General features: G+C 70.1%; 19 protein-coding genes and 2 pseudogenes. 11 read left to right on the forward strand and 10 right to left on the reverse strand.

The annotated features are described in order from the left end of the window. Positions 1–58: 58 nt before the first annotated feature. From H565_RS0107585 to uvrC, 5 genes are read right to left on the reverse strand one after another with little or no spacing between them, the layout of a single operon-like run. Complete coding sequence (locus tag H565_RS0107585; protein ID WP_027460515.1) at positions 59–2,083, reverse strand: UvrD-helicase domain-containing protein; 2,025 nt, start codon at positions 2,081–2,083, stop codon at positions 59–61. Between the two features lie 39 nt (positions 2,084–2,122). Beyond that, on the reverse strand, positions 2,123–5,545 hold the full coding sequence (gene brxC / locus H565_RS0107590) for a BREX system P-loop protein BrxC (RefSeq protein WP_027460516.1): 3,423 nt from the start codon (positions 5,543–5,545) through the stop codon (positions 2,123–2,125). A 26-nt stretch (positions 5,546–5,571) separates the two neighbouring features. Next, positions 5,572–6,105 (reverse strand): BREX protein BrxB domain-containing protein, encoded by a 534-nt coding sequence (locus H565_RS0107595; RefSeq protein WP_027460517.1) that lies wholly within the window; start codon positions 6,103–6,105, stop codon positions 5,572–5,574. Next, positions 6,102–6,845 carry a hypothetical protein gene (locus H565_RS0107600; protein ID WP_034408773.1) on the reverse strand — a complete coding sequence of 248 codons (744 nt, stop codon included), beginning with the start codon at positions 6,843–6,845 and terminating at the stop codon, positions 6,102–6,104. Before H565_RS0107600 ends, H565_RS0107595 begins: the two co-directional genes overlap by 4 nt. A 45-nt stretch (positions 6,846–6,890) precedes the next feature. Further along, positions 6,891–8,741: an excinuclease ABC subunit UvrC gene (uvrC, locus tag H565_RS0107605; protein WP_027460519.1), complete on the reverse strand. Its 1,851-nt coding sequence runs from the start codon at positions 8,739–8,741 to the stop codon at positions 6,891–6,893. A 71-nt stretch (positions 8,742–8,812) separates the two neighbouring features. Here uvrC and H565_RS14700 point away from each other — a divergent pair, with 71 nt between their 5' ends. Together H565_RS14700 and H565_RS14705 are read left to right on the forward strand one after the other, a co-directional pair. Continuing rightward, positions 8,813–9,493 carry a hypothetical protein gene (locus tag H565_RS14700; protein WP_157468918.1) on the forward strand — a complete coding sequence of 227 codons (681 nt, stop codon included), beginning with the start codon at positions 8,813–8,815 and terminating at the stop codon, positions 9,491–9,493. A 23-nt stretch (positions 9,494–9,516) separates the two neighbouring features. After that, the gene (locus H565_RS14705) at positions 9,517–10,143 is read left to right on the forward strand and encodes a histidine phosphatase family protein (protein ID WP_051363479.1); all 627 of its coding nucleotides are present in this window, start codon (positions 9,517–9,519) and stop codon (positions 10,141–10,143) included. Between the two features lie 85 nt (positions 10,144–10,228). On the opposite strand, the pseudogene aspS reads toward H565_RS14705, so the two are convergent. The 3 genes and pseudogenes from aspS to H565_RS0107630 form a co-directional block, all read right to left on the reverse strand. After that, a pseudogene (aspS, locus tag H565_RS14710) lies at positions 10,229–11,964 on the reverse strand (aspartate--tRNA ligase). Between the two features lie 2 nt (positions 11,965–11,966). Next, positions 11,967–13,283 carry a histidine--tRNA ligase gene (gene hisS / locus H565_RS0107625; protein WP_027460520.1) on the reverse strand — a complete coding sequence of 439 codons (1,317 nt, stop codon included), beginning with the start codon at positions 13,281–13,283 and terminating at the stop codon, positions 11,967–11,969. Positions 13,284–13,404: 121 nt separating this feature from the next. Then, positions 13,405–13,770, reverse strand: coding sequence for an IPT/TIG domain-containing protein (locus tag H565_RS0107630; protein ID WP_027460521.1), 366 nt, complete (start codon positions 13,768–13,770; stop codon positions 13,405–13,407). Positions 13,771–13,808: 38 nt separating this feature from the next. On the opposite strand from H565_RS0107630, the gene H565_RS0107635 reads away from it, so the two are divergent. Next, on the forward strand, positions 13,809–14,786 hold the full coding sequence (locus H565_RS0107635; RefSeq protein WP_027460522.1) for a diacylglycerol/lipid kinase family protein: 978 nt from the start codon (positions 13,809–13,811) through the stop codon (positions 14,784–14,786). Between the two features lie 79 nt (positions 14,787–14,865). Further along, on the forward strand, positions 14,866–15,828 hold the full coding sequence (locus tag H565_RS0107640) for a tyrosine-type recombinase/integrase (protein WP_027460523.1): 963 nt from the start codon (positions 14,866–14,868) through the stop codon (positions 15,826–15,828). Here the strand turns inward: H565_RS0107640 and lnt are convergent. Further along, positions 15,774–17,249, reverse strand: a complete 1,476-nt coding sequence (gene lnt, locus H565_RS14715) for an apolipoprotein N-acyltransferase (protein ID WP_245576192.1) — start codon at positions 17,247–17,249, stop codon at positions 15,774–15,776. The two genes, H565_RS0107640 and lnt, sit on opposite strands and share 55 nt — an antisense overlap. A gap of 77 nt (positions 17,250–17,326) precedes the next feature. Here lnt and H565_RS0107650 point away from each other — a divergent pair, with 77 nt between their 5' ends. Then, positions 17,327–18,031, forward strand: a complete 705-nt coding sequence (locus tag H565_RS0107650; protein ID WP_027460524.1) for a metallophosphoesterase family protein — start codon at positions 17,327–17,329, stop codon at positions 18,029–18,031. A gap of 3 nt (positions 18,032–18,034) precedes the next feature. Here H565_RS0107650 and H565_RS0107655 read toward each other — a convergent pair whose 3' ends face one another. After that, positions 18,035–19,183 (reverse strand): aminotransferase class V-fold PLP-dependent enzyme, encoded by a 1,149-nt coding sequence (locus H565_RS0107655; protein WP_027460525.1) that lies wholly within the window; start codon positions 19,181–19,183, stop codon positions 18,035–18,037. 126 nt (positions 19,184–19,309) lie between these two features. On the opposite strand from H565_RS0107655, the gene H565_RS14720 reads away from it, so the two are divergent. The 6 genes and pseudogenes from H565_RS14720 to H565_RS16355 form a co-directional block, all read left to right on the forward strand. Further along, positions 19,310–20,011, forward strand: a complete 702-nt coding sequence (locus H565_RS14720) for an HAD-IA family hydrolase (RefSeq protein ID WP_027460526.1) — start codon at positions 19,310–19,312, stop codon at positions 20,009–20,011. Further along, a complete protein-coding gene (locus H565_RS0107665) occupies positions 20,008–20,988 on the forward strand; it encodes a dipeptidase (RefSeq protein WP_027460527.1) in 981 nt (326 codons plus the stop codon). The genes H565_RS14720 and H565_RS0107665 overlap by 4 nt, the downstream gene beginning before the upstream one ends. 3 nt (positions 20,989–20,991) lie before the next feature. After that, positions 20,992–21,879 carry a C40 family peptidase gene (locus H565_RS0107670; RefSeq protein ID WP_027460528.1) on the forward strand — a complete coding sequence of 296 codons (888 nt, stop codon included), beginning with the start codon at positions 20,992–20,994 and terminating at the stop codon, positions 21,877–21,879. After that, on the forward strand, positions 21,876–22,910 hold the full coding sequence (locus H565_RS0107675) for a dipeptide epimerase (protein WP_027460529.1): 1,035 nt from the start codon (positions 21,876–21,878) through the stop codon (positions 22,908–22,910). The genes H565_RS0107670 and H565_RS0107675 overlap by 4 nt, the downstream gene beginning before the upstream one ends. Further along, positions 22,907–23,542, forward strand: a pseudogene (locus H565_RS14725) (Gfo/Idh/MocA family protein); the annotation flags it as partial. The gene H565_RS0107675 and the pseudogene H565_RS14725, both read left to right, overlap by 4 nt. A 421-nt stretch (positions 23,543–23,963) precedes the next feature. Continuing rightward, on the forward strand, positions 23,964–25,472 hold a 1,509-nt coding region (locus H565_RS16355; protein ID WP_157468920.1), incomplete at its 3' end, for an AfsR/SARP family transcriptional regulator.

Below are 25,472 nucleotides of genomic sequence, written 5' to 3' on the forward strand. Positions count from 1 at the left end.
CCTTGGGAAATTGGGCGGTTGCCCGTTCGGTCTCTCGTGCGGGCAGATGAGGGCGGGGTCAGGCCAGAACTTGGATGTCCCAGTTCTCGTCTTGCAGGTCGTACAGCAGTTCGCTTTCCTCGTCGGGCCGGGTAAAGACCGCGAGGTGCCGCATGGCGCGCGAGCAGCCCACGTAGAACAGTCGGCGGTCCTTGAGCTGTTCCTCGGTCTGTTCCTCGCTAGGGAGGTCGGACACGTCGCGGGGCAGCACGCCATCCGTGACGTTCCAAAGGGCGACGATGGGAAACTCCAGGCCCTTGCTGGTGTACAGGCTGAGAATCTTGATGCAGTCGGCATCCAGCTTCAGGTCTTTGCTGCTCATGTAGTTGGCCTTGAGTCGGCGGGCTTTCAGGGCTTTGGCGAGGGCCATGCCTTCGTCGTATGCCTGTTTCTGGGTTCCGGCCACCAGGATGGCGGCGTTGCGCTGCGGCTCGCGGCTCTCGCGGCTGGCCTCGCGCAGGTACTCGACCAGGGCGTCGAGTTGCCGCTCGGCGGGGGCGTGGATGACGCGGGGTCGGGGGCCAGTGCTCAGGCTCTCGTCCAGCGCGGCCTCGCTGTCTTTCAGGCTCAGGGCCTCGCGCACGTCGCTCAGCGCCCGCACGATTTGCGCGGTGTTGCGGTAGTTGCGCTTCAGGAGGTGCGTTTCGGCCTGCGGCCAGCCTTCGCGCAGGGCGTCCCAGGAAAAGCTGCTCTCGTACAGCGTCTGGTTGGCGTCGGCGGTGACATACAGCCCGCCGGGGGTTTTGACCATCCGGGCGAGCATCCGCAGGGTGATGGGGCTGAGGTCCTGCGCCTCGTCCACGATGAGGTAATCCAACGTGGGCTGAAGGCGTCCGTCCTCCAGGGCGTGCAGGGTGCGTTGGCGCAGGGTAGCCCAGGTGAGGGCCTTGGCGCTCGCCACCCGTTCCCGAAAGCGCTCGTACAGCGCCCAAATCAACTTGCGGTTGGCGGCAGACATGGGCGACTTGCGGCCCAGGCGCGCCGAGGCGAGGTAGTCCGCCTCGCTGGAGAGGCCCTGGACCTCAATCACGTCGAAGATTTCGGTGAGCATGTAACGGGCGCTGTACTTCCTGAGCTGCGGGGGTTTGGGGTCCAGCACCTCCTCAAAGAGGGTGGCCGTGAGGACATCGTCCGGCCCCAGCAGCGTGCCCAGGGATTCCACCTTGCTCAGCGCCCGGAACGTGAGGCTGTCCACCGTTTCCACCTCAATCTGGGCGTGGTCTTCGGGCAGCAGCACCGCCAGTTGTTCCCGGCTGGCTTTCGTCAGCGCTTTCGTGTAGGTCGTGTAGGCGATGCGGGCGTCCGGGTAGCGCTCGGCGAGCAGCTTGGCGCGGTAGAGGGCCACCGTACTCTTGCCGCTGCCCGGCCCGCCCTTGACCACGATGGGGGCGCGGGCGTCTTCCAGGTGCAGGGCGCTGATGCGGCGTTGGTGCTCGTCGAGGCGCAGCAGCCGGGTGGTCAGTTTGCCTTCGGCGAGGTCTTCCAGGTCGGTGGGGCGGCTCAGGACGTACTGCGGCTGCGCGAGGCGTTCTTGCCACTTGCGCGAGTACAGCAGGTCCACGACGCGGCTGAACACCGCGTACTCCACCGGGGCTTCCAGCAGGTCATCCTCGGTGCAGCAGGCGGTTAGGGCGGCCTGAGCCTGCGCCGGGACGCGCCAGGATGTGAGCAGCTCGGCGGTCAGCGGGTGGGGCAGCGGGATGGGCTGCCCCGGCTGGGTGACCCGCGGCAGGGGCACGTCCGGCACGATTTTCAGCGTGTCCTCGTCCGGAATGCCCAGCTTGCGGTACACGTCCTTGCGCGGCAACACGCTGAAAAACGTCTGGCCGTGGGCATCCACCTTGTACAGCACGCGGTAGTCGTCAATCTTCAGCCGCCAGGCATCGATTTCTTCCAGCTTCTTGATGTCCAGCTCGCGCCGGGCGTTGGTGGGGTCCTCCTTGAGGGTTCGGATGGCCTTCTGGACCCGCTTATGGACCCGCGGCGGGAGGGCCGCCTGCTCACTCTCGAAGGTGGGCGTGACGAACTGTTCAACAGTGGGCATAGGTCAACCTCGCTGCCTCCCAGAAAAGCGTCTGCCCTGTCACACAATCACCACAACGTCCCCCGCGCCGACGGCCTCCAGCAGCTCCCGGCGCAGCTGCGCCAGGTAAGCGTCTACCTCCGCTTCCGTCTTCAGGGTGGCCTGGGGGGGGCATACGGTACGGGCCTGCGGCTCTAGGCTCCTGAGAAGTTCCTCGCGCAGGCGGGCGAAGCGGGCGGACAGCGCCTCGGTCAGCGCCTGCCATTCGCTCAGGCCACGCCGGTCGAGCGCGTTCACCACGTCGTTGATGCCGCCGGGCCGCTCTGTGGCCGGGGCTTCGATGCCCATGCGGGCCAGCCACGCCGTCCGCTCCGCTTCCGGCAGGGCCTGCCACTCGGTCATACCCGCCAGCGCCGCCGCCCCCCGCGCGTAGGCCCCCGCGTAGGCGTTCAGTGCGGCGTTCAGTTCCTCCCGCAGGCCGTTCATGACCTCCCTCGCCAGCGGCACCACCGGGTCAGGCTCGGAGAGCAGCAGTCGGCCCGTGCGGATGGCGTCGGCCTGCGCCTGCAACTCCAGGTTGCGGTTGTGGCGCAGCAGCCGGCCCAGCTTCTGCCAGTGGTCTTGCCGCCGGGCGATGAGGTCGGCGCGGGCGCCCGCCTCGTCGTGCAGCGCCTTGAGGGCCTCGCGCGACTCGGCCAGCCGCAGCAGCAGCTCGTTGCCGCTCAGCAGCCGCAGCTCGCCGAGCAGCGGGGTGCTGAGCGGTTCGGGCAGGGGTGGCTCGCCGCCAGAGGCCGCGAGTTTCTCGGCGAGCCGGGCGAGGTAGCTCGCCGCTTGCGCCGCCTCCTGCCCAGTCTGCGGGGTGAGGCCCGCGTGCTGGTACAGCCCCCGCACGCCGATGAGCTGCCCCTTGGTGAGGGTCACACTCTCTGGGCGGAACTCGGAAGCGGTCAGCCGCTGGGCGTCCAGTTGCCGGGCTTCCACGGGTGCGCCGTTATGCAGCGCCCGCAGGTGCCCGGTCAGCGTGAGCAGCACCAGGGCGGTGTCAATCGCGTCCTGCGGCCAGCCATAGGGCGGCGCCAGAAAGGTCTTGCGCAGCTCGCTGCCCTTTTTGCCCGCGCCGACCTGCGCGAGGACGGCCCGCAGCACCGGATGGGCCGCCGGGTCCGCCGCGTGCCCCACGCTTTCCAGCGCCCCTTGATTGCCCTGCTTGGCCTGCCGCAGCGCGGTGTCCCAGCGGGCGTGGTCCCCGGCGGGGAATTGCGGGTACATCCGGACGGCAGCCGCCTGCAACGCCGCCTGAACCCCCGCCCGCAACCCGCCTTCGACTTCCTGCCCGCCGCCCTGAAAGACCCGCGCCCGGTCCACGCTGGTTGCAATCAGGCGCTCGACCTCGGCCTGCGCGGTGCCCAGCCGCGTCTGCATCGCCGCTTGCGCCTCCCGCGCCTCCGGAGTGGTCGGGTGCGGGCGCGCGGCCAGCACGTCCTTGGCGGCCAGCCAGCTCGCCAGGGCCGTCTTCAGCGCTTCCCGCTCCGGCTCCGGCAGAAATACGAAGACGGTGGGGGATTCGTTCCCGGCGGCCAGCGCGTCCGCCTGCACGGAAGCCACCGTCTCGCTCCAGCCGGTGCGCACCCACACGGGCAGGGTGTTGCCCCCCGCGGGCGGCGCGGCGTAGAACAGCTCGGCCTTGCGGGTGGTCTTGCTGGCCCCCTGGTTGACGCTCAGGCCGCCCCTGAGGGCCGCTTCCACCGCCTGGCGCAACAGGGCGTCGCGCTCCTGCACCTGCCGCACCTCGTCGCCCTTGAAGCGGTTGTACGCGCTGCGGAAGGCTCCTTCCCATTCCGCACCCTCGCGGGTTTGCAGGCGGTACTCGTCGCCCGTCTGCATGAGTTGCCCGCCTTCGACCAGCCCGCGCAGCACGTCGGGGAGCCGGGCACGCAGCGCCGCACTCCCGGCCCCCAGATCCTCGACCAGCAGGTCGGCCAGGGTCGCTTCGGTGGTGCGCAGCCCCAGCCGGGGGTCAAGGCGCGAGAGCACGTAGATGAGCTGCGCGGCCCGCTGGCGCAACCTGCCGTCGGGTGTGCCGTCGTTTAGGCGCTCGATGAGGGTATGGGTGTCACCCAGCAGCACCCCCGAACTCAGCAGGCTGGGGGCCAGCGCCGCATACACGAAGTCGGCACCCACCACGTGGCCCAGCGGCAGGGAGGCCACCTCGCGGCTGGCCTCGTGCGCCACCCGCAGTTGGCTGCGCAGTTGCCCGCTGCTGCCCGCTCGGTCGCTCGCCCGCAGGAACTCGTCCCACAAGCGGCGGCGGGCGGGCAGTATCGGGTAGTCGGCCACCAGCACCGCCCGGTCTTCCTCGCGGGGAGCCAGGCGGCTGCCGAGCAGGTGGCGGTTGATTTCGCCGCTGCTCTGCTCCAGCACCCGCTCCAGGGCCGGTACGTGCCGGGGGTCCTTGCGCAAGATGACCTGCCGCACCACGTGGTCGACGTCCGCGCTGCTCAGCTCGATGGGCTGCGGAAACCGCGCCTTGATGCGCTCCAGCTGCGGAGTGGCCCCCATCGCCGACTGCCCGGTGCCCACCAGCAGCAGCTTGCCGCCAAAGCGTTTGCTCACCGTCTCGGTGAGCTGCTGCACCTCCATCGCCCGGCTCACGCTGTCGCCGATGAACTGCTGCACCTCATCGAGCACCACCAGCATGCAGGGCAGGCGGCCCGGCTCCCGGCTCACGAGCGCCAGCACGTCCGCAGTGACGCTCAGCAGCTCCTCGTCACTGAGGTCCGTCTTGTGCGGAAACTGCTCTCGCAGCAGCGTCCGCACCTCGGCCTCGCTCGCAAAGCCCGGCACCTGCGCGTAAATGGCCGCCGAGAGCGGCACAGACATGTACAGGTTGTCCAGCGCAAAGCGCCAGCGCTCGCCCGCGGCCTCCACCGCCTTCCGCACCGCCTCCAGCACGCCCTTTTGCTGAAGCCACATCACCAGCCGGGCCGGGGCAAAAGCTGGCGGCAGTCCCGCTGCCCGGAACAGGATGGTCACGAAGGCGAGGCGCACCGCCCCGTCGGCCCCGGCGCCCAGCGTGCCGGACGCGGCCCACAAGCCTCCTTCGCGCCGCCCCACGGTGTCCAGCTCGCGCAGCGCGTCCGACACTTCCGCGGGCAGGTGCACGAGCGAGCGGGCCGTGCTGCCGTCCGGCAAGCGCGTGTTCGCCCACAGGTGCTCCAGTACCCGCACGAAATGCGACTTGCCCGACCCGTAAAACCCGCTGACCCACCACGAGGGCTGGTCAGACTCGTTCACGCGGGCCAGGTAGCCGGTCAGCAAGCGGCTCAGGCCGCGGGCGTACTGCCCCTCGCACACGAAGCTTTGCAGCTCCCAGCGCAAGGTGGCCCATTCCGCGTCGCTGGCTGGGGTGTCCAGGCGGGTCACCCCGCTGTTGGGAAGATTGAACTGGAGGGGATTGCGCGCAAAAACGTCGGCATTCAGCACGGAAATGGGCTCCTTTTGGGGAATGGTCAGGGGGTCAGGGGAATGGAGTGGTAGTTCCAGCCGTCGCGGGCGCCGAACATCCGGTAGTTGTGGCCCTCCACGCGGCCCGGAAAAAACAGCAGCATGCGGCCCCGCAGCGCCGGAGACGTCCGCTCCATCAGGCGGGAGACGCGGGTGAGGCCGTACAAGCTGCCCGCCCCGACCACCCCCACCACGCTGCGCGGCTCGGCGGCTTCCAGAGTCTGCCGCACCCGCAGGGCCAGCGCCTCCTCAAACGCGCTCAGGCTCCCGGCCAGCAGCTCCGGCTCGGCAAAATAGGCCTCGCGGTAGGGATGAGCCGCCATCCACTCGGCAAAGGCCGCGGTGAGGTCCAGGGCGTGCCAGGTCCAGCCCGCTTGTCGGGTGGCCAGCTCAAAGCTCGGCAGCGCGGCCCGCAGGCGGCGTTCATCGGCGGGGTCGTAGACCGCCACCCACACCCGCTCGGTCGGCGACAGCGAGCCGGACCAGGGCAGCGCCAGCTGGGCGCGGTAGCGTTGCAGCAACCGCTCGACCGCCGTCATGGGGCTTCCTCCGTCGCGCCTTCCCAGCCCGGAAAGGTGACCTCCAGCACGTCCGCGACGCGTCGGTAGGTCAGCCACCCGCGCCGCGCCGCGGCAAAGGCCAACTCGTCCAGCGTGTCCGGGCTGCTGTCCAACACGCGGGCCTGGGGGGTCTGCAGCAGGGCCAGCCCCCGCGCCCCTCCGCGGTAGCCCAGCAGCAGTGCCAGGGCTGCCGCTTCCGGGGTCACCGGAGGACGGGTGCGCCGCTTGGGAACCTGGCGGCTGAGCCACCCCGCCTGGCTCCAACTGGAGAGCAGATTGCGAGCGCTGCTGCCGAGGGTCTTGTCGCTGAAGCATTCGCCCTGCGCCCGCAAAAATCGGGCGAGGTCCGGCCAGGTGACGGCCTGGCCCACGGGCAAACTCAGGACAAAAGGCGCGCTGCGCGCGAGCAGCCGGTCGCGGTCAAGGGCCAGCAGCAGGGCCAGGGCACCCCGCGCCTCTGTGCTCTGCCACAGCTCCCGAAAGGGGGCGCAGTGCATCAGAGAGCCGCTCAGCGGGTACAGGCGGCGCAGGTAGCCGAGTGAGGCCACGCGGGTGCGGAACGTGCTCTTTTCCAAGACGTTCTCGTCGAGCACCAGCGGCCGCATGGCCCCAGGGGCTGCCGCACCGAAGGGCAGGTGCGCCAGCAACCGGGACAGGTCCTCTACCATCAGGGTGCGGCTGTCGTGAACGGTGGGCACGGCGGAAGGGGGACGGGTCATCGCCCGGAGAATAGAGAGAATCAGAGAATCTTGGCGGGCCGCCCCCTACGCCGGAGCCTCGTTCGCCGCCCGCGCCTGCAAGAAGTCTTTCACGCTCTGCGCCGCCCGCAGGGTCATTCCCGGCACCCCCGCAATCTGCTCGACGGGCGCGGCGGCCAGGTCCTCCAGGCTGGTAAAGTGCTCCAGCAGCGCGTCCCGCCGCTTTTGGCCGATACCCGGCAGGTCGTCAAAGACGCTTCTGAGCATCCCCTCCCCGCGCAGCTTGCGGTGGTAGCTCACCGCGTAGTGGTGCACCTCGTCGCGCACCCCGATGAGGACCCGCAGCGCCGGATGCGTGTGCGGCAGCAGCAGCTCGCGGTCTACGCCGACCTCGCTTCCCCCCTCCAGCCACCACTGCGCCCCGAACCGCCCCGGCAGGATGATCCGCTCCTCCCGCTTGGCGAGGCCCACCACCGGCACCCGCACGCCCGCCCCCCGCAGCGCGTCGAGCGCCGCATTCACCTGCCCCCGCCCCCCGTCAATCAGGATGAGGTCCGGCAGCGGCAGCTTGTCCGCAAGGGACCCGGTAAAGCGCCGGGTGATCGTCTGGTGCATCGCCGCGTAGTCGTCGGGGTTGGTCAGCCCGCGCACCTTGAAGCGCCGGTGCTCGCCTCGGCGCGCCCGCCCCCCCTCAAAGACCACCATCCCAGAGACGATATTCGTCCCAAACAGGTTGGAGTTGTCATACCCCTCGATGCGCCAGGGCCGCTCTGGGAGGGCGAGCACCTCCCGCAGCGCGTCCAGCCCCGGATGGTCGCCCCGGCGCTCCAGCAGCGCGAGTTCGGACTCCAGCCCCGCCGCCGCGTTGCGCTGCGCCATCTCGATGAGGTCCACTTTGTCCCCACGCTTGGGCGTGCGCATCTCCACCCGGCGGCCCGCCCGCTCGCTCAGGAGCGCGCTCCACGCGGGCGCGTCCTCGAACTCGGCGGGCAGCAGGATGAGGGGCGGCACGTGCGTCGCCTGCGCGTAATAGTCCCCCACAAAAGCCCCCAGCACCTCGCCGAGGTCCCCGCCCCCCTCCGCGTCGGTCAGAAAGCGCTTGTCGCGGCCCACGACCCGCCCCCCCCGCATCCGGAACAGCTGCACCATCGCGTACTCGCCCGCTTGCGCCGCCCCCAGAAAATCGAGGTCCGTCTCCTCCGAGACAAAGGCGTGCTGCTCGGTTCCGAACAGCTTTTCCACCGCCGCCACCCGGTCCCGCAGCCGGGCCGCCTGTTCGAAGTCCTGCGCCCGCGCCGCCGCCCGCATGTCCTCGCGCAGCCGGGCGAGCACCGGGGCGGCGCGGCCCTCCAAGAGGGATTGCACGTCCTCCACGGCCCGCCGGTACTCGCCGGGGTCGGCGGCATCCACGCACGGCCCCAAGCAGCGATTCATGTGGTAGTTCAGGCAGGGCCGGGGCTTTTTCTGCAGGGGCAGCCCGGAGTTCTTCCGCAGCGGAAACATCGTGTCCACCAGGTGCTTGACCCGCCGCACCGCCGAAGCGTCCGGGTACGGCCCGTAGTAGCTCGCCCCGTCTTTTAGCACCCGCCGGGTCACCACCAGCATGGGAAACTCCTCATTCGTCAGCTTCAGGAAGGGATAGTGCTTGTCGTCCTTGAGGAGCACGTTGTAATGCGGGCGGTGCTGCTTGATGAGGTTGGCCTCCAGCACCAGCGCCTCGACCTCGTTGCGTGCCGTGATGAACTCCAGCGTGTCCGCGAGCGCCGTGAACTTGCCGCTCTTACCCCCGGCCTTGAAATGCTGCGCCACCCGCGAGCGCAGATTCACCGCCTTGCCGATATAGATGGGCGTGCCCCCCTGGCGGAAGATGTACACGCCGGGCGAGGCGGGCAGCACGGGCAGGTCGTCGAGATGCACGCCCCAGAGGATAGGGGAGAGGTAGGCCCCCTCACCGCGACAGGGATGACGCTCGTCCTACACTCTTTCCCGTGCTTTTTCTCCCCCTCGTCACCCTGACGGTCCACCGCTACCCCCCCGCTGGGGCCTGGCGCGGCTGGCTGCGGATGGGCACGGACCCCCTCTCCCTGCGCCGGGTGCCGGGCTTGACTTTTTTCCGGCTGCTGGGCACGGGCCGGGGGGCAGACCTGCGCCTGGGCATCGACCCCCAGCGCTGGGCGCGGCTGGCGGTCTGGCAGGACGAGGCGTCCTTCCGCGCCTTCGAAGCGTCCCCCTGGCGTGAGCGCGAGCGGGCGCACCTGACGCAGAGCACCACCTTCCTCCTGCGCCCGCTGCGTTCCAAGGGCCGCTGGGGGGGGCAGGAGCCGTTCGGTTCCCCGACTGCCGACACGTTCACGGGTCCCCTCGCCGTCCTCACCCGCGCCGCCATCCGCCCGGCCCGCCTCCGCGCCTTCTGGTCCGCCGTGCCCGCCGCCCAAGAGGACCTGCACAAGCAGCCCGGCCTGCTGCTCACCCTGGGCCTGGGGGATATCCCCCTGCTCTCGCAGGCCACCTTCAGCGTGTGGCGGGACGCCGCGAGCGTGCGGGCCTACGCCTACGCCGGGGCCGGACACCGCGAGGCCATCGCCCGCACCCGGCAGGAAGGCTGGTACGCCGAAGAACTCTTCGCCCGCTTTGGGGTCCTCGCCGCCGAGGGAGACGGGGCGGCCTGAGCCTGCCCCGCTAGACTCGGCCCATGCCCGCCGACCGCCTCTTCCTCGTGCGTCATGGCCAGACCGCCAGCAACGTCGCCCAGACCCTCGGCGCGAGCCACGACGACCCCCTCGATGCCGTGGGAGAGGCGCAGGCGCGGGCGGTCGCCGCTCACCTCGCGGGCTTGCCCTGGGACGCCCCCGCCGCCGTCTACGCCAGCCCCTTTCGCCGCGCTCGCCAAACCGCTCAGGCCATCGCGGACGCGCTGGGGGTCGGCGTGACCGTCCTCCCCGGCCTCCAGGAAATCGAAGTTGGTCCCCACTGGCGGGGCCGCCCCTATGCCCATCTCGTCACCCACGCCCATGAGCTGGAGCTGCCCGGCGGCGCCTTTGGCTTCGCGGGTGGGGAAACCCTCAGCGGCGTGGCCGACCGCTTTCTCACCGCTCTGCAAGGCCCCCTCTCCCGGCCAGACACTCCTATCGTCGTCTCGCACGGCGGGGCGCTCACGGCGGCCCTCGCCCGGCTGCTCGGCCTGGACCTGCGGGCGCTGTGGCCAGACCGCCGCTATGCCCACGCCAACGCCGCCCTCACTGAACTTCGCCGCATGGGTCCGGATTGGCAGGTCATTCGCCTCGCCGACCGCCGGCACCTCCCCTCCCCAACCAAATAAAACTTTCACGACCAGATTTATCGTGAATACTTTCACTTTCCTGTCTGAGAAATGGGGAAGGCCCCACACCCCCCCACTTCTCCCTTTAGCCTTCGGCCACAACCTGCACGCCCACCTCCGCGAGCTGGGCAGGGGAGACCGGGGCCGGAGCTTGGGCCATCAGGTCCGCGCCGCGGTTGTTCTTGGGGAAGGCGATCACCTCGCGAATGCTGGAGGCCCCGGCCATCACCATCACCAGGCGGTCAAAGCCCCAGGCGATGCCGCCGTGCGGAGGCGTGCCGTACGCGAGGGCGTCCATGAAGAAGCCGAACTGCTCGCGGGCCTGCGCCTCCGAAAAGCCAATCGCCGCGAACATCTGCGCCTGCACCGCCGGGTCGTGGATGCGGATGGAGCCGCCACCCACCTCATAGCCGTTGAGCACGAGGTCATACGCCTGGGCGCGAATCTCGCCCTGCCGCTCGGTGCCAAAGAGGGCCACGTCCTCCGGATGAGGGGCCGTAAAGGGATGGTGCATGTAGGTCCAGCGCCCCGCTTCCTCATCCCATTCAAGCTGCGGGAAATCCACCACCCAGGACACGTGGAACCGCGGCCCCCCCGCCGCGAGGTGAAAGAGGTCGCGCAGCGCGAGCCGCACCGCCCCCAGCGCCGTCACCGCCGTCTTCCATTCGCCCGCCATGAAGAGCAGGGTGCCCCCCGCCGCCACGCCCGTGCGCTCCAGCAGCGCCGCCGCCACCTCCGGCGAGACGAACTTGGCGATGCCCCCGGTCAAGCTCTCGCCCTCGCGCCGCAGCCAGGCCAGCCCCTTGGCGCCGTTTTGCTTGGCGACCCGCTCCAGTTCGTCGATTTGCTTGCGGGTCAGCTCCGGCGCGGCGAGCACCTTCACCGTTTCTGCCGAGGCAAACGCCTGAAAGCCCCCGCCCGCAAAGAGGTCCGTCACGTCCACCAAGGAGAGGTCAAAGCGCAAGTCCGGCTTGTCCGAGCCGTAACGGTCCATCGCCTCACGGTAGGGGAGCCGCGGAAAGGGGAGAGGCAGCTCCTCGCCCAGCACCTCGCGGAACACGTGCGCGAGCAGCCGCTCTTGCAACTCCAACACGTCATCTTGCGTGACAAAACTCATCTCCATGTCGAGCTGGGTAAAGTCCGGCTGACGGTCCGCGCGCAGGTCCTCGTCGCGAAAGCAGCGGGCCAGCTGGTAGTAGCGGTCTTGCCCCGCAATCATCAGCAGTTGCTTAAAGAGCTGTGGCGACTGCGGCAGCGCGTAGAACTCGCCCCGGTTCAGGCGCGAGGGCACCAAAAAGTCACGCGCCCCCTCCGGCGTGGACTTCGTCAGCATCGGCGTTTCCACATTCACGAAGCCCTCGCGGTCGAGAAAAGCCGTCACCGCCGCCACCGCCTTCGAACGCAGCAGCAGATTGCGGGTCATCTCCGGTCGCCGCAGGTCGAGGTAGCGGTACTTCAGCCGGATGTCCTCGGCCACCTCGCCCCCGCGGTCGAGTTCAAAGGGCGGCGTCTGGGCACGGCTCAGCACCGTCAGTTCGGCGGCAGCGACCTCGTAATCCGCCAGCCCCCCTTGCGCTGCCCTGCCGGGCGCTCGCGAAAGAGTCCGCGCACCTCCAGCACGTCCTCGGCCCGCACCGTGTTCGCCTGCGCGAAAGCGGGCGAGTTCGGCTCGACCTCCACCTGCACGGTGCCGGAGCGGTCGCGCAGCTCGATAAAAATCAGCCCACCCAAATCCCGGCGGCGGCCCGCCCACCCCTGGAGGGTGACCTCCTGGCCCAGCCGCTCGCTTGTCAGTTCGCCGATATAACAGGTCCGTTTCATGGTCATTGTCCTTGTGCTTGTGGTTCCCGCTGAAGGTCGTGCAAAACGCGCTGCAACTCGCCGAGGAGCACCGTCCGCTGCTCGCCCGTCCTGAGGTCCTTGAGGGTGAGCGTGCCCCCTGCTACCTCCTCAGAGCCGAGCAGCGCGGCAAAGCGGGCGCGGCGGCGCTCGGCCTCGCGGAAGATGTTTCCCGGCCTCAGCGCCCGGTAGGCGAACTCGGCGCGGGCCGAGGAGCGCACCCCTAGCGCCACCGATGCCGCCAGGGCCACGTTCTCCTCGTCAAGCGCAGCCACAAAGAGCAGCGGCCCGCTCGCTTCCGGAAACGCCGCCCCCTCCGCCTCCAGCGCGAGCAGCAGCCGCTCGATGCCAAACGCCCAGCCGATGCCCGGCACCTCCGGACCGCCGAGCTGCGCCGCGAGGCCGTCGTAGCGCCCGCCCCCGCCCAGCGCGGACTTGGCCCCCACCTGGGTATGGTGCAGCTCCCAGGCGGTGCGGCGGTAGTAGTCCAGTCCCCGCACGATGGCGGGGTCTAGCTCAAAGGGCACCCCCCACCCCCGCAGGTACGCCTGCACCGCTTCAAAATGCGCCCGCGCCTCCTCGCCCAGAAAGTCCAGCATGGGCCGCACGCCGAGTTCGCGAATCAGCGCCTGGTCCCCCTCGCTCTTGGAATCCAAAATCCGCATCGGATTGCGCGTCAAGCGCTCCTGGGAGTCGTCCGAGAGCCGCGCCACGTGCGGGCCGAACAGCGCCCGCAGGTAGCTGTTGTAGCGCTCGCGGTCGGCGGGGTCGCCGATAGAGCCGAGCCTGACCTGTGCCCCCCGCAGCCCCAGCTCGCGCACGACCTCCCACATCAGCCAAATCGCCTCGGCATCGACGAGCGGCTCGGCGGACCCCAACACCTCGTAATCCACCTGGTGAAACTGCCGCAAGCGGCCCTTTTGCACGTTCTCGGCGCGGAACATCGGTCCGTGGGTCCACAGCTTGAGGGGCGCGGGAAGCTGCCGCAGGCCATTTTGCAGATACGCCCGCACGATGCCCGCCGTGCCCTCTGGCCGCAGCACGTACCCGCCGTGGTCCCCAAAGTAATAGACCGTGAACATCTCCTTGCGCACGATGTCCGTCGAGCCGCCCACCCCCCGGCGCACCAGCTCGGCCTCCTCAAACAGGGGCGTGGCGATAAACTGCGCCCCAGAACGCTCCAGCACTCGCCGGGCCACATCCTGCACGTGGAGAAATGCCGAGGCCTGAAGGTCCCGCGAGAGTTTTGGACTGCCGTCCGGGAGGTGGTCTTGGGTGCCCTTGGGGCGCTGCACAGCCATAACCCTGGGAGGATAGCTGATAGTGGTCGGCTATCAGCTATCAGCCGTCAGCAAAAAGGCCTCAGCGCTGGGCTGAGGCTCCGCTCGCTGGCGGCTGGGAGCTGACGGCTGACCGCTTCCTCTAGGGCCTCACGCTGTACGGCAGCCCCGTCGAGCGTTTTCCGGCCACCTCGACAAAGAGCCACGACCCCCCCGTTGGGGCGTCGGCGGGAATGGTGAGGACGATTTCGCTGTCGGTCCAGGAGCGGACGCTGGCGGCGGGGAAGAGGTAGCCGCCTTCGCCGGTCTCGGTGGCCCCCAAGCGCACCCGTCCGGTTTGCGGGCCACCCAGGTAACGGCCCTGGATGGTGAGGGTGCCCCCCCGCGGGGCGGGTTCGGAGAGCTTGACCAGGACCGGGGTCACCGTGACGCCCGCGACAACCTGCTCGCGGGGAGCGCACGAGGCCAGCGCCCCGGCGAACAGTAAAGAAGCAAGAAAGACACGCATAGGGAAAGCCTCCGCAGCCGCAGTCTAATAAGCCCCGCATGACCGGTCAAACGCCCCCCCCCAGCGCGGCCCCCACCCCCAGCTCCGACCTGACACGCCTGAACGGAAAACGTGTTCTCGTCATCTTTAACCCCAAAAGCGGCCAGGGCGACAGCGGTCTCCCGGACTTTCTAAGCGCGCTGCGGGCGGGGGGTGCCCAGGTCACCGAGCGCGAGCTGCGGCCTGAGACCAAGATGGCCGAGTACGTCGCGGACCTCGCCGAGTTCGACCTGCTCGTCGGGGCGGGGGGAGACGGCACGGTGAGCAGCCTCGCTTACGCCGCCCGCTACCGGGACGTGCCCCTGCTGGCCTATCCCGCCGGGACCGCCAACCTGATTGCCCAGAACCTCGACCTGCCGCGTGACCCCGCGGGGCTTGCAGAGGTGGTCGCAGGCGGGCACGCCGTGCGGGTGGACCTCGGCGAGATTGAGGTTGGGGAGGAAAAGAGCGGCTTTGCGATGCTCGCGGGGGCGGGGGCCGACGCCGCCATGATTCGCGACTCGGAGGACCTCAAGGAGCGCTTCGGCGCGATGGCCTACGTCATGAGCGCGATGAAACAGCTCAACCCCAAAAAGACCACCTTTCACCTCACCATTGACGGCGAGCGGCGCGATTTCGAGGGCATCGGCGTGATGGTGGCCAACTTCGGGATGGCCAACTACCGACTGCCCATCACCTCGGACATCAGTCCGTCCGACGGCAAGTTCACGGTGGTGCTGCTCAAGGCCGGGAACATTCTGCGGCTGGTCCCCAATCTCATTGACTCGGTGCTGGTCAAGCTCAATCTCTCGGACCCGGTGTTTTCCGGCAACCTGGAGACGCTGGAGGCCAAGGCCGTCACCGTGGACGCCGACGACCCGTTTCCGCTGCAATACGACGGCGAGCTGCACGTCGAAACCACGCCCTTTACCGCGCGCATCCTGCCCGGCGCGATTCAGTTTCTGACGCCGATTCGCAAGGGCGAGCTGGATACCTGAGCGTGCCAACGCCCCCCGCCCAGAGCGGGGATATTCTGCGCCCGCCCTTCGTTGATAAGGCATGTTATCATCGGACCCCATGTCCGGTGAGTTGCTGCCCTACGTCGGTGACCGCCTCGCGCAGGCTCGCAGCTTCAGCAGCTTGAGTGACGAGGCACTGCGCGTTCGGGCCGTGACGGCAGCGCGGGACAAGTCGTTCGAGGACCTGTGGGCGCTCACGCTCGCGTACCTCACGACTGACACGGTGGGCGGCGTGCGCCTCAGCCCGCACACCCTGCGCTCGTACCGCAAGGGCGTGGAGGTGCTGGTGGAACACGCCGCCGCGCACGGCTGGAATCTGCTGCACCCTGGTCGGCGTGAGCCGGGGCTGTATGTGGCGGCCCTGGCGCAATCGGGCCTCAAACCCGCGACGGTGCAGGCGCGGGTGGCAGCGGCCTCCGCCCTCTACCGGGCGCTGCGCTGGGCCGGGGCGACGGACGCTGACCCCTTCGCGGACGTGCGGCGCCCCAAAGACCGCACCAAGGGCATCGTCAAAAACCCGCCCTACCGCGCCGACTTCGTGGGGGCGCTGCTGGCCGAGGCCGACCCGCACGAGCGCGTGCTGCTGCTGCTGCTGACGCACGCGGGCTTGCGGATTGCCGAGGCCCTCGCAGTGGAGTGGGCACACGTCGACCTAGAGCGCCGCCGCCTCCTCGTCGCCCACGGCAAGGGGGACAAAGCGCGGCGGGTGCCGCTGAGCGCCCGGCTGCGGGAGGCCCTGGCCGCGGTGCGCCCGCCCGTGCCCGCGGGCCGGGTCCTCCCCTGGCGGGCCTACTCCACCGCTTACAGCCGCCTCCAGAAGCTCGCGCTGAAATGTGGCCGCGAACACGAGTTCCGGGGCTTTCACGCGGGGCGGAAGTACGCAGGCACCCAGCTCTATGCGGCGACGCGGGATTTCACGCGGGTGGCGGGCTTTTTGGGCCACGAGGGGGTGGACACCACCCGGCGTTATGTCGAGCTGCCCGAAGACGACCTCGACGACGTGGTCGAGGGCTTCCAGTAAGCCCGGTCCAGCCACACCCCGTACCCCACCAGCAGCGCGGCGAGCAAGAGCGCCGGCAGGTCACCGAAGCGCACGTAGGGGGTCTCCCCCGTCAGGCGGCGGGGCTGGACATGGACCGCGCCTTCGCCCTGCGCGAGCGTCTGCCGGGGGCGGCCCAGGTCGTCGACCGCCCCGGCGATGCCGCGGTTGACGCTGCGGACCACCCAGCGCCGGGTTTCGATGGCGCGGACCCGGCCCATCAGGAAGTGCTGCTGCACCCCCCAGCCGTCGTACCAGCCGTCGTTGCTGACATTGACGAGCAGCTCGGCCCCCTGCCGGGCGAGCTGGCGGCTCACCCAGGGAAAGACCGAGTCGTAGCAGACGTAAGCCCCGTAGCGCACCCCATTCAGTGTCAGGGGCGTGACCCGTTCGGCGGGGGGCAGGTTGGGGCCGAGGGCGAAGCCCACGCCCGCTTCGATGAGGCGGTAGAGGCCCGGCCAGGTGTCATAGAGCGGGAAGTACTCACCAAAGGGGACCGGGCGGGCCTTGTCGGTCTGGGCGGTAACCGCCGCGCCGTCCCAGGCGAGGACCGTATTGCGCCGGGGCACCCCGTAGGAGCTGACCCCGTAGAGGCCGTTCGCGGGGACCGTGGGCAGCAAGCTGGGGTCGCGCACGGCGCTCTCGCTCCAGATGGCAACCTCGGCGGGGCGGCGGGCCTGGGCGGTGAGGCGGACAGAGGCCTGATACAGGGCGTCTTCCGGCACGCGGCGGTCAAAGAGGTCCACGTCCGTGCGCAGCACGAGCAGGGGCTGCGCTGGCCCCTGCCCCGGCACGCGAGTAACCCCGTAGGCGAGGGCCGCGAGCCAAGCCGCCGACAGCAAGACGAGGGGGCCGCGTCTCCCCCACCAGAAGCTGACGAGCGCAGCGGCGGTCGCGGCCACGAGCACGCTGCCGAGCAGCACCCCGCCGAGGTCGGCGACCTGGATGGCGGGGGTGGGCAGCAGCGTGTAGCCCAGCGTGGGCCAGGGAAAGGCGAGCGGCCCCAGAAAGCGCAGCCACTCCAGCACGACCCAGCCGCCCGCGAGCGCCCACACCCGCGCTTCGGGCGAGTGGGTCAGCCGGGCGGCGAGCCAGGCCATAACCGCGAGAAAGGCCCCCTCGAGCGCAAAAAGGGCGAGGGCCAGGGCACCCAGCGGGGCAAATCCAAAGAGCTTGCCCAGAAAGGCGGTAAGCCACCACAGGTGCACCGCGCTGTAGGCCGCGCCCGCCCAGAAGACCCGGCCCGCGAGTGCCCGCGCGCTGGGGGCCTGCGCAGCGTACAGCAGCAGGACGGCGAGGGGGATATACGCGAGAAAGCTCCACTCCAGCGGCAGCCCGGCGGCGGCAAGCAGCACTCCGAGCAGGGCGGCGAGAAGAGGGGGTGGGAGACGGAGGGGATGCACCGCGCCATGATAAGCGCCCACCCGACCGGGGGCATTCGGCGCGGGCGCGGGGACAGATGCCCTAGCATGGGGGCACTTTGCGACTGGCTTTTCTCAGTGACCTGCACGGCAATATTCACGCGCTCACCGCCGCCGGGCGTTTTTTGGCGGGGGCGGAGGTTCAGGGGGTCGTGGTGGTGGGCGACCTGGTGGGGTATGGGGCGAGTCCGGGGCCAGTGATTGACTATGTGCAGCGCGAGGGCTGGACCGCTGGCCTGGGGTCGAGTGACCTGCGGGTGGCCCTGGACCTGGGACGGCGCTCGGAGCGGCACGGGGTGGCCGAGCAGGTGCTGCACTGGACGCGGGGGGTGCTCTCGCCGGGACAGCTCGACTTTCTGCGCCGCCTGCCGCCGGGAGGCCGCCTCACCACCCCGGTGGGGCGAGTGCGCTACTTCCACGGCAGTCCGCACGACCCCGAAGAGCGGCTGGACCTGATGGCCCCAGAGCGCGAACTGGAAGACCTCGCCGAGACGCTGGGGGCGCGGGTGGTCGTGGTCGGGGGCACGCACGTGCCCTTCGTGCGGGTGGTCGGCGACACGACCTTCGTGGACCCCGGCTCGGTGGGCCTGAGCCTGAACTCGGAGCCGGGGGCCGACGTCGCCATCGTGGACTGCGTGGGCCGTAAGCCGCGGGTGACCCTGCACAAGGTGAGTTACGACTACGCGTCCTCCGCCTTTGACGTGCTCGCCTGGAAGCTGCCCGCGGTGATTGCGGACGTGATTCGCACCGGGCGGATGGGTTAGAGCCTAGGCGCCCACCCCCAATGCCTCCTGGAAGCGCTGCGTCACCCCGCGCACGCCGAGCACGCCCTCCAGCTCGGAGAGGAAGCGCTCGTAGAGGGCGGGGCGCGCGCCCTCGCCCATCAGGCCGAGCCGCCAGATGACCCCGGCGGTGGGTCCCATGCCGCCCGCGACGCTGACGCCGCGCTCGCGCAGGGCGGCGCGGGTAGCGGCGTCGTCCAGCCCCGGCGGCAACCGCAGGGCGAGGACCGTGGGCAGGCGGTGTGCGGGGGTCGGCACGAAGGGGGTAAAGCCCAGCGGCGTGAGGGCCGCGAGGACCGCTTCTCCGATGGCGGCGGCGCGGGCTTGGCGCTGCGGGAGGCCTTCAGCGAGGGCGGCCCGCAGCGCCGCGTGCAGGGCGAAATGAAGCTGCACGGGCACGGTGTGATGGTAGCTGTGGGCTTCCCAATAGTCGCGCAGGCCCGCAAAGTCGGCGTACCACAGAGGAGTCGGGGTGCGCCGGGCCGCGTGGCGGGCGAGGGCACGCCCACTCACGGCGACCGGGGCCACGCCGGGGGGGGCCGAGAGGCCCTTTTGTGACCCGGTGTAGACGTAATCGGCCCCCAGGCCCGCCATGTCAAAGGGCTGCATTCCGGCGGTGGCAACCGCATCCACGCTCAGGAGCGCCCCGCTGGGGGCCACGACCTGCGCTATTTCGGCAAGGGGATTGAGGACCCCGGTACTCGTCTCGCCGTGCACCAGCGCGACGAGGCGGACTTCCTCCTCCCCGGCAAGCGCGTCTGCAAAAGCCTGCGGGGAGAGGGCCTCGCCGGGGGGGGCTGTCACCGTGCGGACCCGCCCGCCAGCGCGGGTGGCCATCTCGACCATCCGCGCTCCGAACGAGCCGTTCACCCCGATCAGCACGGGGTCGCCCGGCTCCAGCAGGTTGGCAAAGCCCGCCTCCATGCCCAGGCTGCCCGTGCCCGCAAGCAGGGCGGTCAAGGTGCCCACTGGGGCACCGTAAAGGGTTCGCAGGTCCGCTTGAATCTCCCGGTTGACCGCGAACACCGCCGGGTCCATGTGCCCCAGGGCCTCTTCCCCAGCGAGGGCTGCTTGCGCAGCGGGATGCAGGGGCGTGGGACCGGGTGTGAGCAGGACATGGGGGCGGGCGCTCATACGGGGGACTGTAGCACTCTGGGGCGGGGATGAACAACGCTGTTGCGTGGTGGGGGCATCTGCACTAGGGGCACGCAACCAGATTGCGAAAACGGCGCGGGCGAGTGGGGCGCTAGACTGCCGGACATGGTGACTCCGGACGACCGCCCCCAGGTGCCCCTGCGGGGGGTGCTTTTTGACCGTGACGACACCCTGGCCCGCACCGACCGCGGCGTATACCGCGAGGCGGCGGCGTGGGCGGCGGCCCGCTTTGGGCTGGAGGCCGGGGAAGCGGGGCGGCGGATGGCCGCGACCTGGGCGGCGCACGCGGAGGGGTGGTGGCACCTGCGCTCGGAGGAGGACGAAGCCGCCTTTTGGGAGGGCTACCGGGCCGAGCTGGGGCGGACGCTGGGGCTGACGGACGCGCAGGCGGGAGAGCTGCTGGCAGCCTATCCCTACGAGCGCTTCATGAAGCCGGTGGAGGACGCCCGCCTGGTCCTGGAGACGCTGCGGGCCTGGGGCCTGAAGGTGGGGGTCTTGAGCAACACCCTGCCGAGCATCGGGCGCACGCTGGACGCCCTGGGCCTCGCCGACCTCGTCGACGTGGCGATTGCCACCTGCACGGTGGGGGTGCACAAGCCGGAGCCGGGAGCGTTCTCCTTTGCGCTGGACGCCCTGGGACTGGAGGCGGCAGAGGTGCTCTTTGTGGATGACCGCCCGGAGAACGTGGCGGCGGCGCGGGCGCTGGGGCTGCGGGCGGCCCTCATCGACCTGGAGGGCCGCGAGCCGGGGGCGCTGCACCGCCTCTCGGACGTGTTGGGGCTGGTGCAAGCGTCGGTAGAGGGATGATTGACGGCCACCTCGACCTCGCGTTCGGGGCGGCGCTGGGGCGTGACCTCACGCTAGAGCTGGAAGAACTGCGCCGGGCCGACCCGGTGCCGGGCCAGACGGCGACCGTCACCTTTGGCGAGCTGCGGGCGGCGGGCACGCGGGTGTGTTTGGCCACGCTGTTTGCCCAACCGCAGGGGCCGGAGAGTCCGGAGGGCTACGCGGACCACGCGGGAGCGCGGCGGCAAGCGCTCGCCCAGCTCGACCAGTACCGCCGCTGGGAGGATGCCGGACACCTGCGGCTGCTGCGAACGGGGGCGGAGGTGGCGGCGCACCTCGCGGACCCCGCCGCGCCGCTGGGGGCCGTTCTGCTGATGGAAGGGGCAGACCCGGTGCGGGACGCGGACGACTTGAGCTTTTGGGTGGGGGCGGGGGTACGGGTGCTCGGCCCGGCCTGGGGGCGCACCCGCTACGCCGGGGGCACAGACGCGCCGGGCGGCCTGACGGAAGCGGGGCGCGAGCTGATGGCGGCGATGCGGAGCCTCGGCGTCGCGCTGGACGCCTCGCACCTCGACGACGCGGCCTTTTGGGAGGCGTTGGCGTTCGGCACGCGGGTGGTGGCGACCCACGCGAACAGCCGCGCCCTGGTGCCGGGCAACCGCCACCTCAGTGACGCGATGGCGCGGGCGATTGGAGAACGGGACGGGGTCATCGGGCTGGTGCTGCTCTCGCCGTTTTTGCGGGCGGGGTGGGGGCCGGGTCAGCCCCGCGCGGGGCTGGCGACGGTCGCCGCGCACGCCCGGCACTACGCCCGGCTGGTGGGCTGGGACCATATCGGGCTGGGCACCGACCTCGACGGTGGCTTCGGGCAGGAAAAGGCCCCGGCGGGGGTGGACCGCTACCGGGATGTGGGGCGGGTGCTGGAGGTGTTGCCCGCGGCGCACCGGGCGGCGGTCGCGGGGGGCAACTGGGCGCGGTGGCTCACGCGCTACCTTTGAGGGATGACCGTGCCGACCTCCCTCCCCGACCCCCGCACCCACGCCTATGACCCGGAGGAGGGGTGGGCGGAAGAACGGCTGCGCGGCCTCCTTCCGCAGCGGGGCTGGACCTGGGTGACCGGGCGGCCCGCCCGCGCGGGGAATGCCCGCCTGAGCCTGCGGGCGCGCCCCGACGCGCTCGCCCCGCAGGTAACGGAAGCCTGGCCGGGCGAGGCGCTGGAGCTGCTCTGGGAGGCGGGCGCGTGGGTGCGGGTGCGGACGGTCGCCGACGGATATCTCGGCTGGGCGCGGCGCGAGGGGGTGCTGCTGGGCGAGAGACCCGCCGGGGAGGAGCGGCTCACGGTGGGGGCGCTGCGGGCGCACGCCTATGCGGGGCCGGGGGTGAGCCAGCCCGTGGTGGCCGAGCTGTGCTGGGGGGCAGTGCTCACGCGGGGGGCGGGGGCGGTCGTGACTGAGTCGGGACGGCGCTGGGTGCCCGTGACGCTGCCGGACGGCAGCGGGGCCTGGGTGGGCGAGGGGGTCCTCTCCCCCCTTCGGGCGGCGGATGTGGCCGAGGTCGCCCTGCGGCTGCTGGAGACGCCCTACGTGTGGGGCGGGCGCAGCGCCTGGGGGCTAGACTGCTCCGGGCTGACCGGGCTGGCCTACGGGTGGGCGGGCTTCGCGCTGCCGCGGGACGCGGACTTGCAACAGGAGTTCCTGACTCCGGTAGCGACCCCGCAGCGGGGCGACCTCGCCTTTTTTCCCGGTCACGTCGGGCTGATGCTGGATGAGCGGCGGATGGTCCACGCCAACGCGACCCACATGCGGGTGACGGTCGAGACGCTCGGCGAGGGCGAGTACGGGGCGCGGCTGGCTGGTGTGCTGACGGGATTTGGGCGGTGGTCGGCGTGACCGGGGGGCCGGGCCGCGTGGCCTGGGAGACCCGCGAGCTGCACACGGCGCGGCCCTTTGGCATCGCCCGCTGGACGCACGCGAGCTACCCGCGGACCTTGGTCACCTTCGCCCAAGGTGGGGTGACGGGCCGGGGCGAGGCCGCCCCCAACGCCTTTTACGGCGAGACGGGCGGCACGGTGGAGGCGGTGCTGCCGCTCCTCGCCCCCGCCCTGACGGACCCTTGGGACTGGGAGGGGCTGCGGACGCGGCTGCGGGCGGTGATGCCCTTTCACCATCCTAGCGTGAAATGCGCCCTGGAGATGGCGGCCCTGGAGTGGTGCGCCCGTGCGTGCGGGGTTCCGGTGTGGCGGCTTTTGGGGCTGTCCCCCGCGCCGCTGCCGGAAAGCAGTTTCACGGTGGGGTTGGCCGAGCTGGACGTGATGCGGCGCGAGGCGCGGGCGGCGGTGGCCCGTGGGCACGGGGTGCTCAAGGTCAAGCTCGGCGCGGGCCGCGACGAGCAGATTGTGGAGGCCCTGCGCGAGGAGGCCCCTGGGGTGGCGCTGCGGGTGGACGCGAACGCGGCTTGGAGCCGGGCGCGGGCGCGGCGCTTGCTGGGGGTGCTGGAGGCCGCCGAGGTCGAGTTGGTCGAGCAGCCCCTCGCGGCAGAGGACCTGGAGGGCCACGCCGAGCTGCGCCGCCTCTCCCGCGTGCCCATCGTCGCAGACGAGAGCTTGCACCGCGCCTCGGACGTGCCCCGGCTGGCGGGGGCCTTTGACGGGGTCAACCTCAAGCTCGCCAAGCTGGGGGGGCCGCTGCAGGCGCTGGAAGCTTTGCGGCTCGCCCGTGCAAATGGGATGAGCGTGATGATGGGCTGCATGATTGAGAGTTCGCTGGGCATTGCGGCGGCGGCGCACCTGGCGGGGGCCTGCGACTGGGCCGACCTGGATGGGGCGCTGCTGCTGGCCGACGACCCCTTTGGGGGCCTGGAGTGGCGCGCCGGGCACCTCGCGCGGCCAGAGGGGCCGGGCTGGGGGGTGGAGGCGCGGTGAGGGTCCGCGTCGCCATCCTGGGCTGCGGCAATCGGGGCGCGGACGTGTACGCCCGGCTGCTCGCGGCGGGGGGGGCGCAGGTGGCCTGGCTGGTGGACCCCCGTCCGGCCCGGCTGGCGGAGGTGGCCGCGCGGCATGGGCTGGGGCCAGAAGCGTGCTTGACCCACTGGGAGGAGTTTTTTGCGCTGGGCCGGGTGGCCGATGCGGTGGTGGTGGCCACCCCGGACGACGAGCACGTGGAGCCGTGTGTGCGGGCGCTCGCACTGGGGTATGACGTGCTGCTGGAAAAGCCGATTTGCCTGGAGGAGGCGGAGCTGGGGCGGCTGCTCGCGGCGGAGGCGGCCTCGGCGGGGCGGGTGACGGTCTGCCACGTGCTGCGGGCGACCCCCTTTTTCCGGGCGGTGGCGGCGGGGCTGCGGTCGGGACGGCTGGGGCGGCTGGTCGGGATCAGTCTCGCGGAGAACGTGGCGTGGTGGCACTATGCCCATTCCTACGTGCGGGGCAACTGGCGGGCTTCTCCCCCAGCGGCTCCCTTTCTCCTTGCCAAGAGCAGCCATGACCTCGACCTCCTGCGGGCCTGGGCGGGGAGTGAGCCGCAGCGGGTGAGCAGCGCGGGGGACCTCGTTCACTTTGGGGGAAGTCTAAGGAAGCTGCTACCAAGCGCAAAGTGACAGCTTTCCCGAGGAGGTTAGGAGTTCACCTGGGGGTAAAAGGACAAAGGAACCACAACACCTTAGGGGCCGATCTGGGCCGGGCTTCAAGAGAGGAACATGCCTGCGCTGCTGCACCTTCAGGTCCCCTTAGATTCTTGCCGAAGTTGCGCGGGATACTCTTCACGCCTTACGGCTGGGTTCCGTAGCTTGGTACAGACTGGGACAGCGGGAGTTTCGGTGGCCCTACATAGTCTGGATCAGCGTGCGCTGGCAGGCTGAAGGCGACGAGCAGTAGGACGGTCAGAAGGCGACGAAACCAGTACGTTACGGTCATAGCGAGACCGTAGGAACGTGCCGGTTTGCATCCGTTGAGCGACGGCTTGGACAGTATTCTCTGATCATGAATACCGTCCGGCAGGCGGCGCAGGCGAGAGACTACGCCTGCGGTGTCGAGCAGTTCAGGACCTTGGCACAGCCAGCAGCCGAGGATCTGCACTGGGCCGGAGTCTGCCTTCTGCATCTGAACCAGCTCCCGGAAGCTGCCCTGAAGCTTCAGCAGGCCCTCACCCTCGGTGTTCGGGTGGCCGCCGTGCATCTGGCCTATTTGCATTTCCGGCAGGGCCACCCAGCTCTCGCCCTACAGGTACTCAATGGGGTGAAGCCGGAGGATCTGGTACCGGGTGACGCAGCACTGTGGTACCGCGAGCGAACACGCATCCTCTGGGTGCTCGGAGAAGAGCGCGACACCCTCTTCGACCTTGCTATGCAGGCCTGGAGTCTCGCAGCCAACGCTCCCCTCGACGTACAGGTTTCCGTCGCCACCTTGCTGGGGCACCTGCACGGCCACTTCGACGAACACGTGCCTGCCCTGGCCTACCTGACATTTGCGACCGAACGCGGGCACAATGACAGGCAAGCATATGCGCAGGTGGCTCAGGCAGCTTCACTCTTGGCCCTGGGGCGGCTGGACGAAGCCGAAGAGGCCCTCAAACAACGGGAGGAACCCGTCACGGAACTACTCCGCGGCGAACTCAAGGCCCAGCTTCTCTGGGCCAGGGGGGAGGTCGCGGGTGCGCGCAAAATGTTCACGGCGCTCCTGTCCAATGCACAGGAGCATCCCCGGACAGAGTTGCGGCTGCGCCTGGGTCTGCTCACCTTGGCAATGTTGGACGGAGATGACACCCAAGCTCGACTTCAACTTGGCCGAGCCGAACATCTTGTCAAGACTCCCTACGACCAGGCGCTGCTCGATCACCGCGCGGGCTTGTGGCAGGCGCGCAGGGGAGAGAGGTGTGGCGTGATGCGACTCCAGAAAGCGGAGGAACTCCTTGCCGCTAGCGGTCACCTGCGGGATCTCTTGCGGGTCCGCCTGGCCCTCGCCGAAGTGGCCCCTGGCGAACGAACGGAACATCTTCAGCGGGCCGCGGAAACCGCCGCAGCGCTTCCAAGTTCCCCCTTCCTGGATCCAGAGTGGCGCCTCGTGCCACAGATTCACGCCCATCTGCGAACCCGCCATTCGGAAAGCTTCGAGCGCCAAGCCCTCCTCGGTCCAATCCGTCCTCCCCGACTGTTCCTCCGAACCCTGGGGCAGACCGCGTTAGAAGTCGACGGAGAGCCAGTACGGTTTCGGCTCGGACGCACTGTGGAGGTGCTGGCCTTCCTCCTGCGCCATGGCGAAGCTAGCCTTATCACCCTCCAGCGCAAACTCTTCCCTGACGTACCGCCACAGCGGGCGAAGAACTACTTCCATCAGGTTCGGGTGGACGTCGCGTCCTGGGCTGGCCCCAAAGTTTGGACGGTTTCGAGTAGAGACTCGGCTCAGGAGAAGGGTACACCATGGGCTCTTCCTGCTTACCCAGGGGACGGTCTGACGTCCACATTTGCGGTGCCCTGTCCGCAAAGGGGGGCG

Origin of the sequence: Deinococcus murrayi DSM 11303 (assembly GCF_000482805.1) — a bacterium.
Lineage (GTDB): Bacteria > Deinococcota > Deinococci > Deinococcales > Deinococcaceae > Deinococcus > Deinococcus murrayi.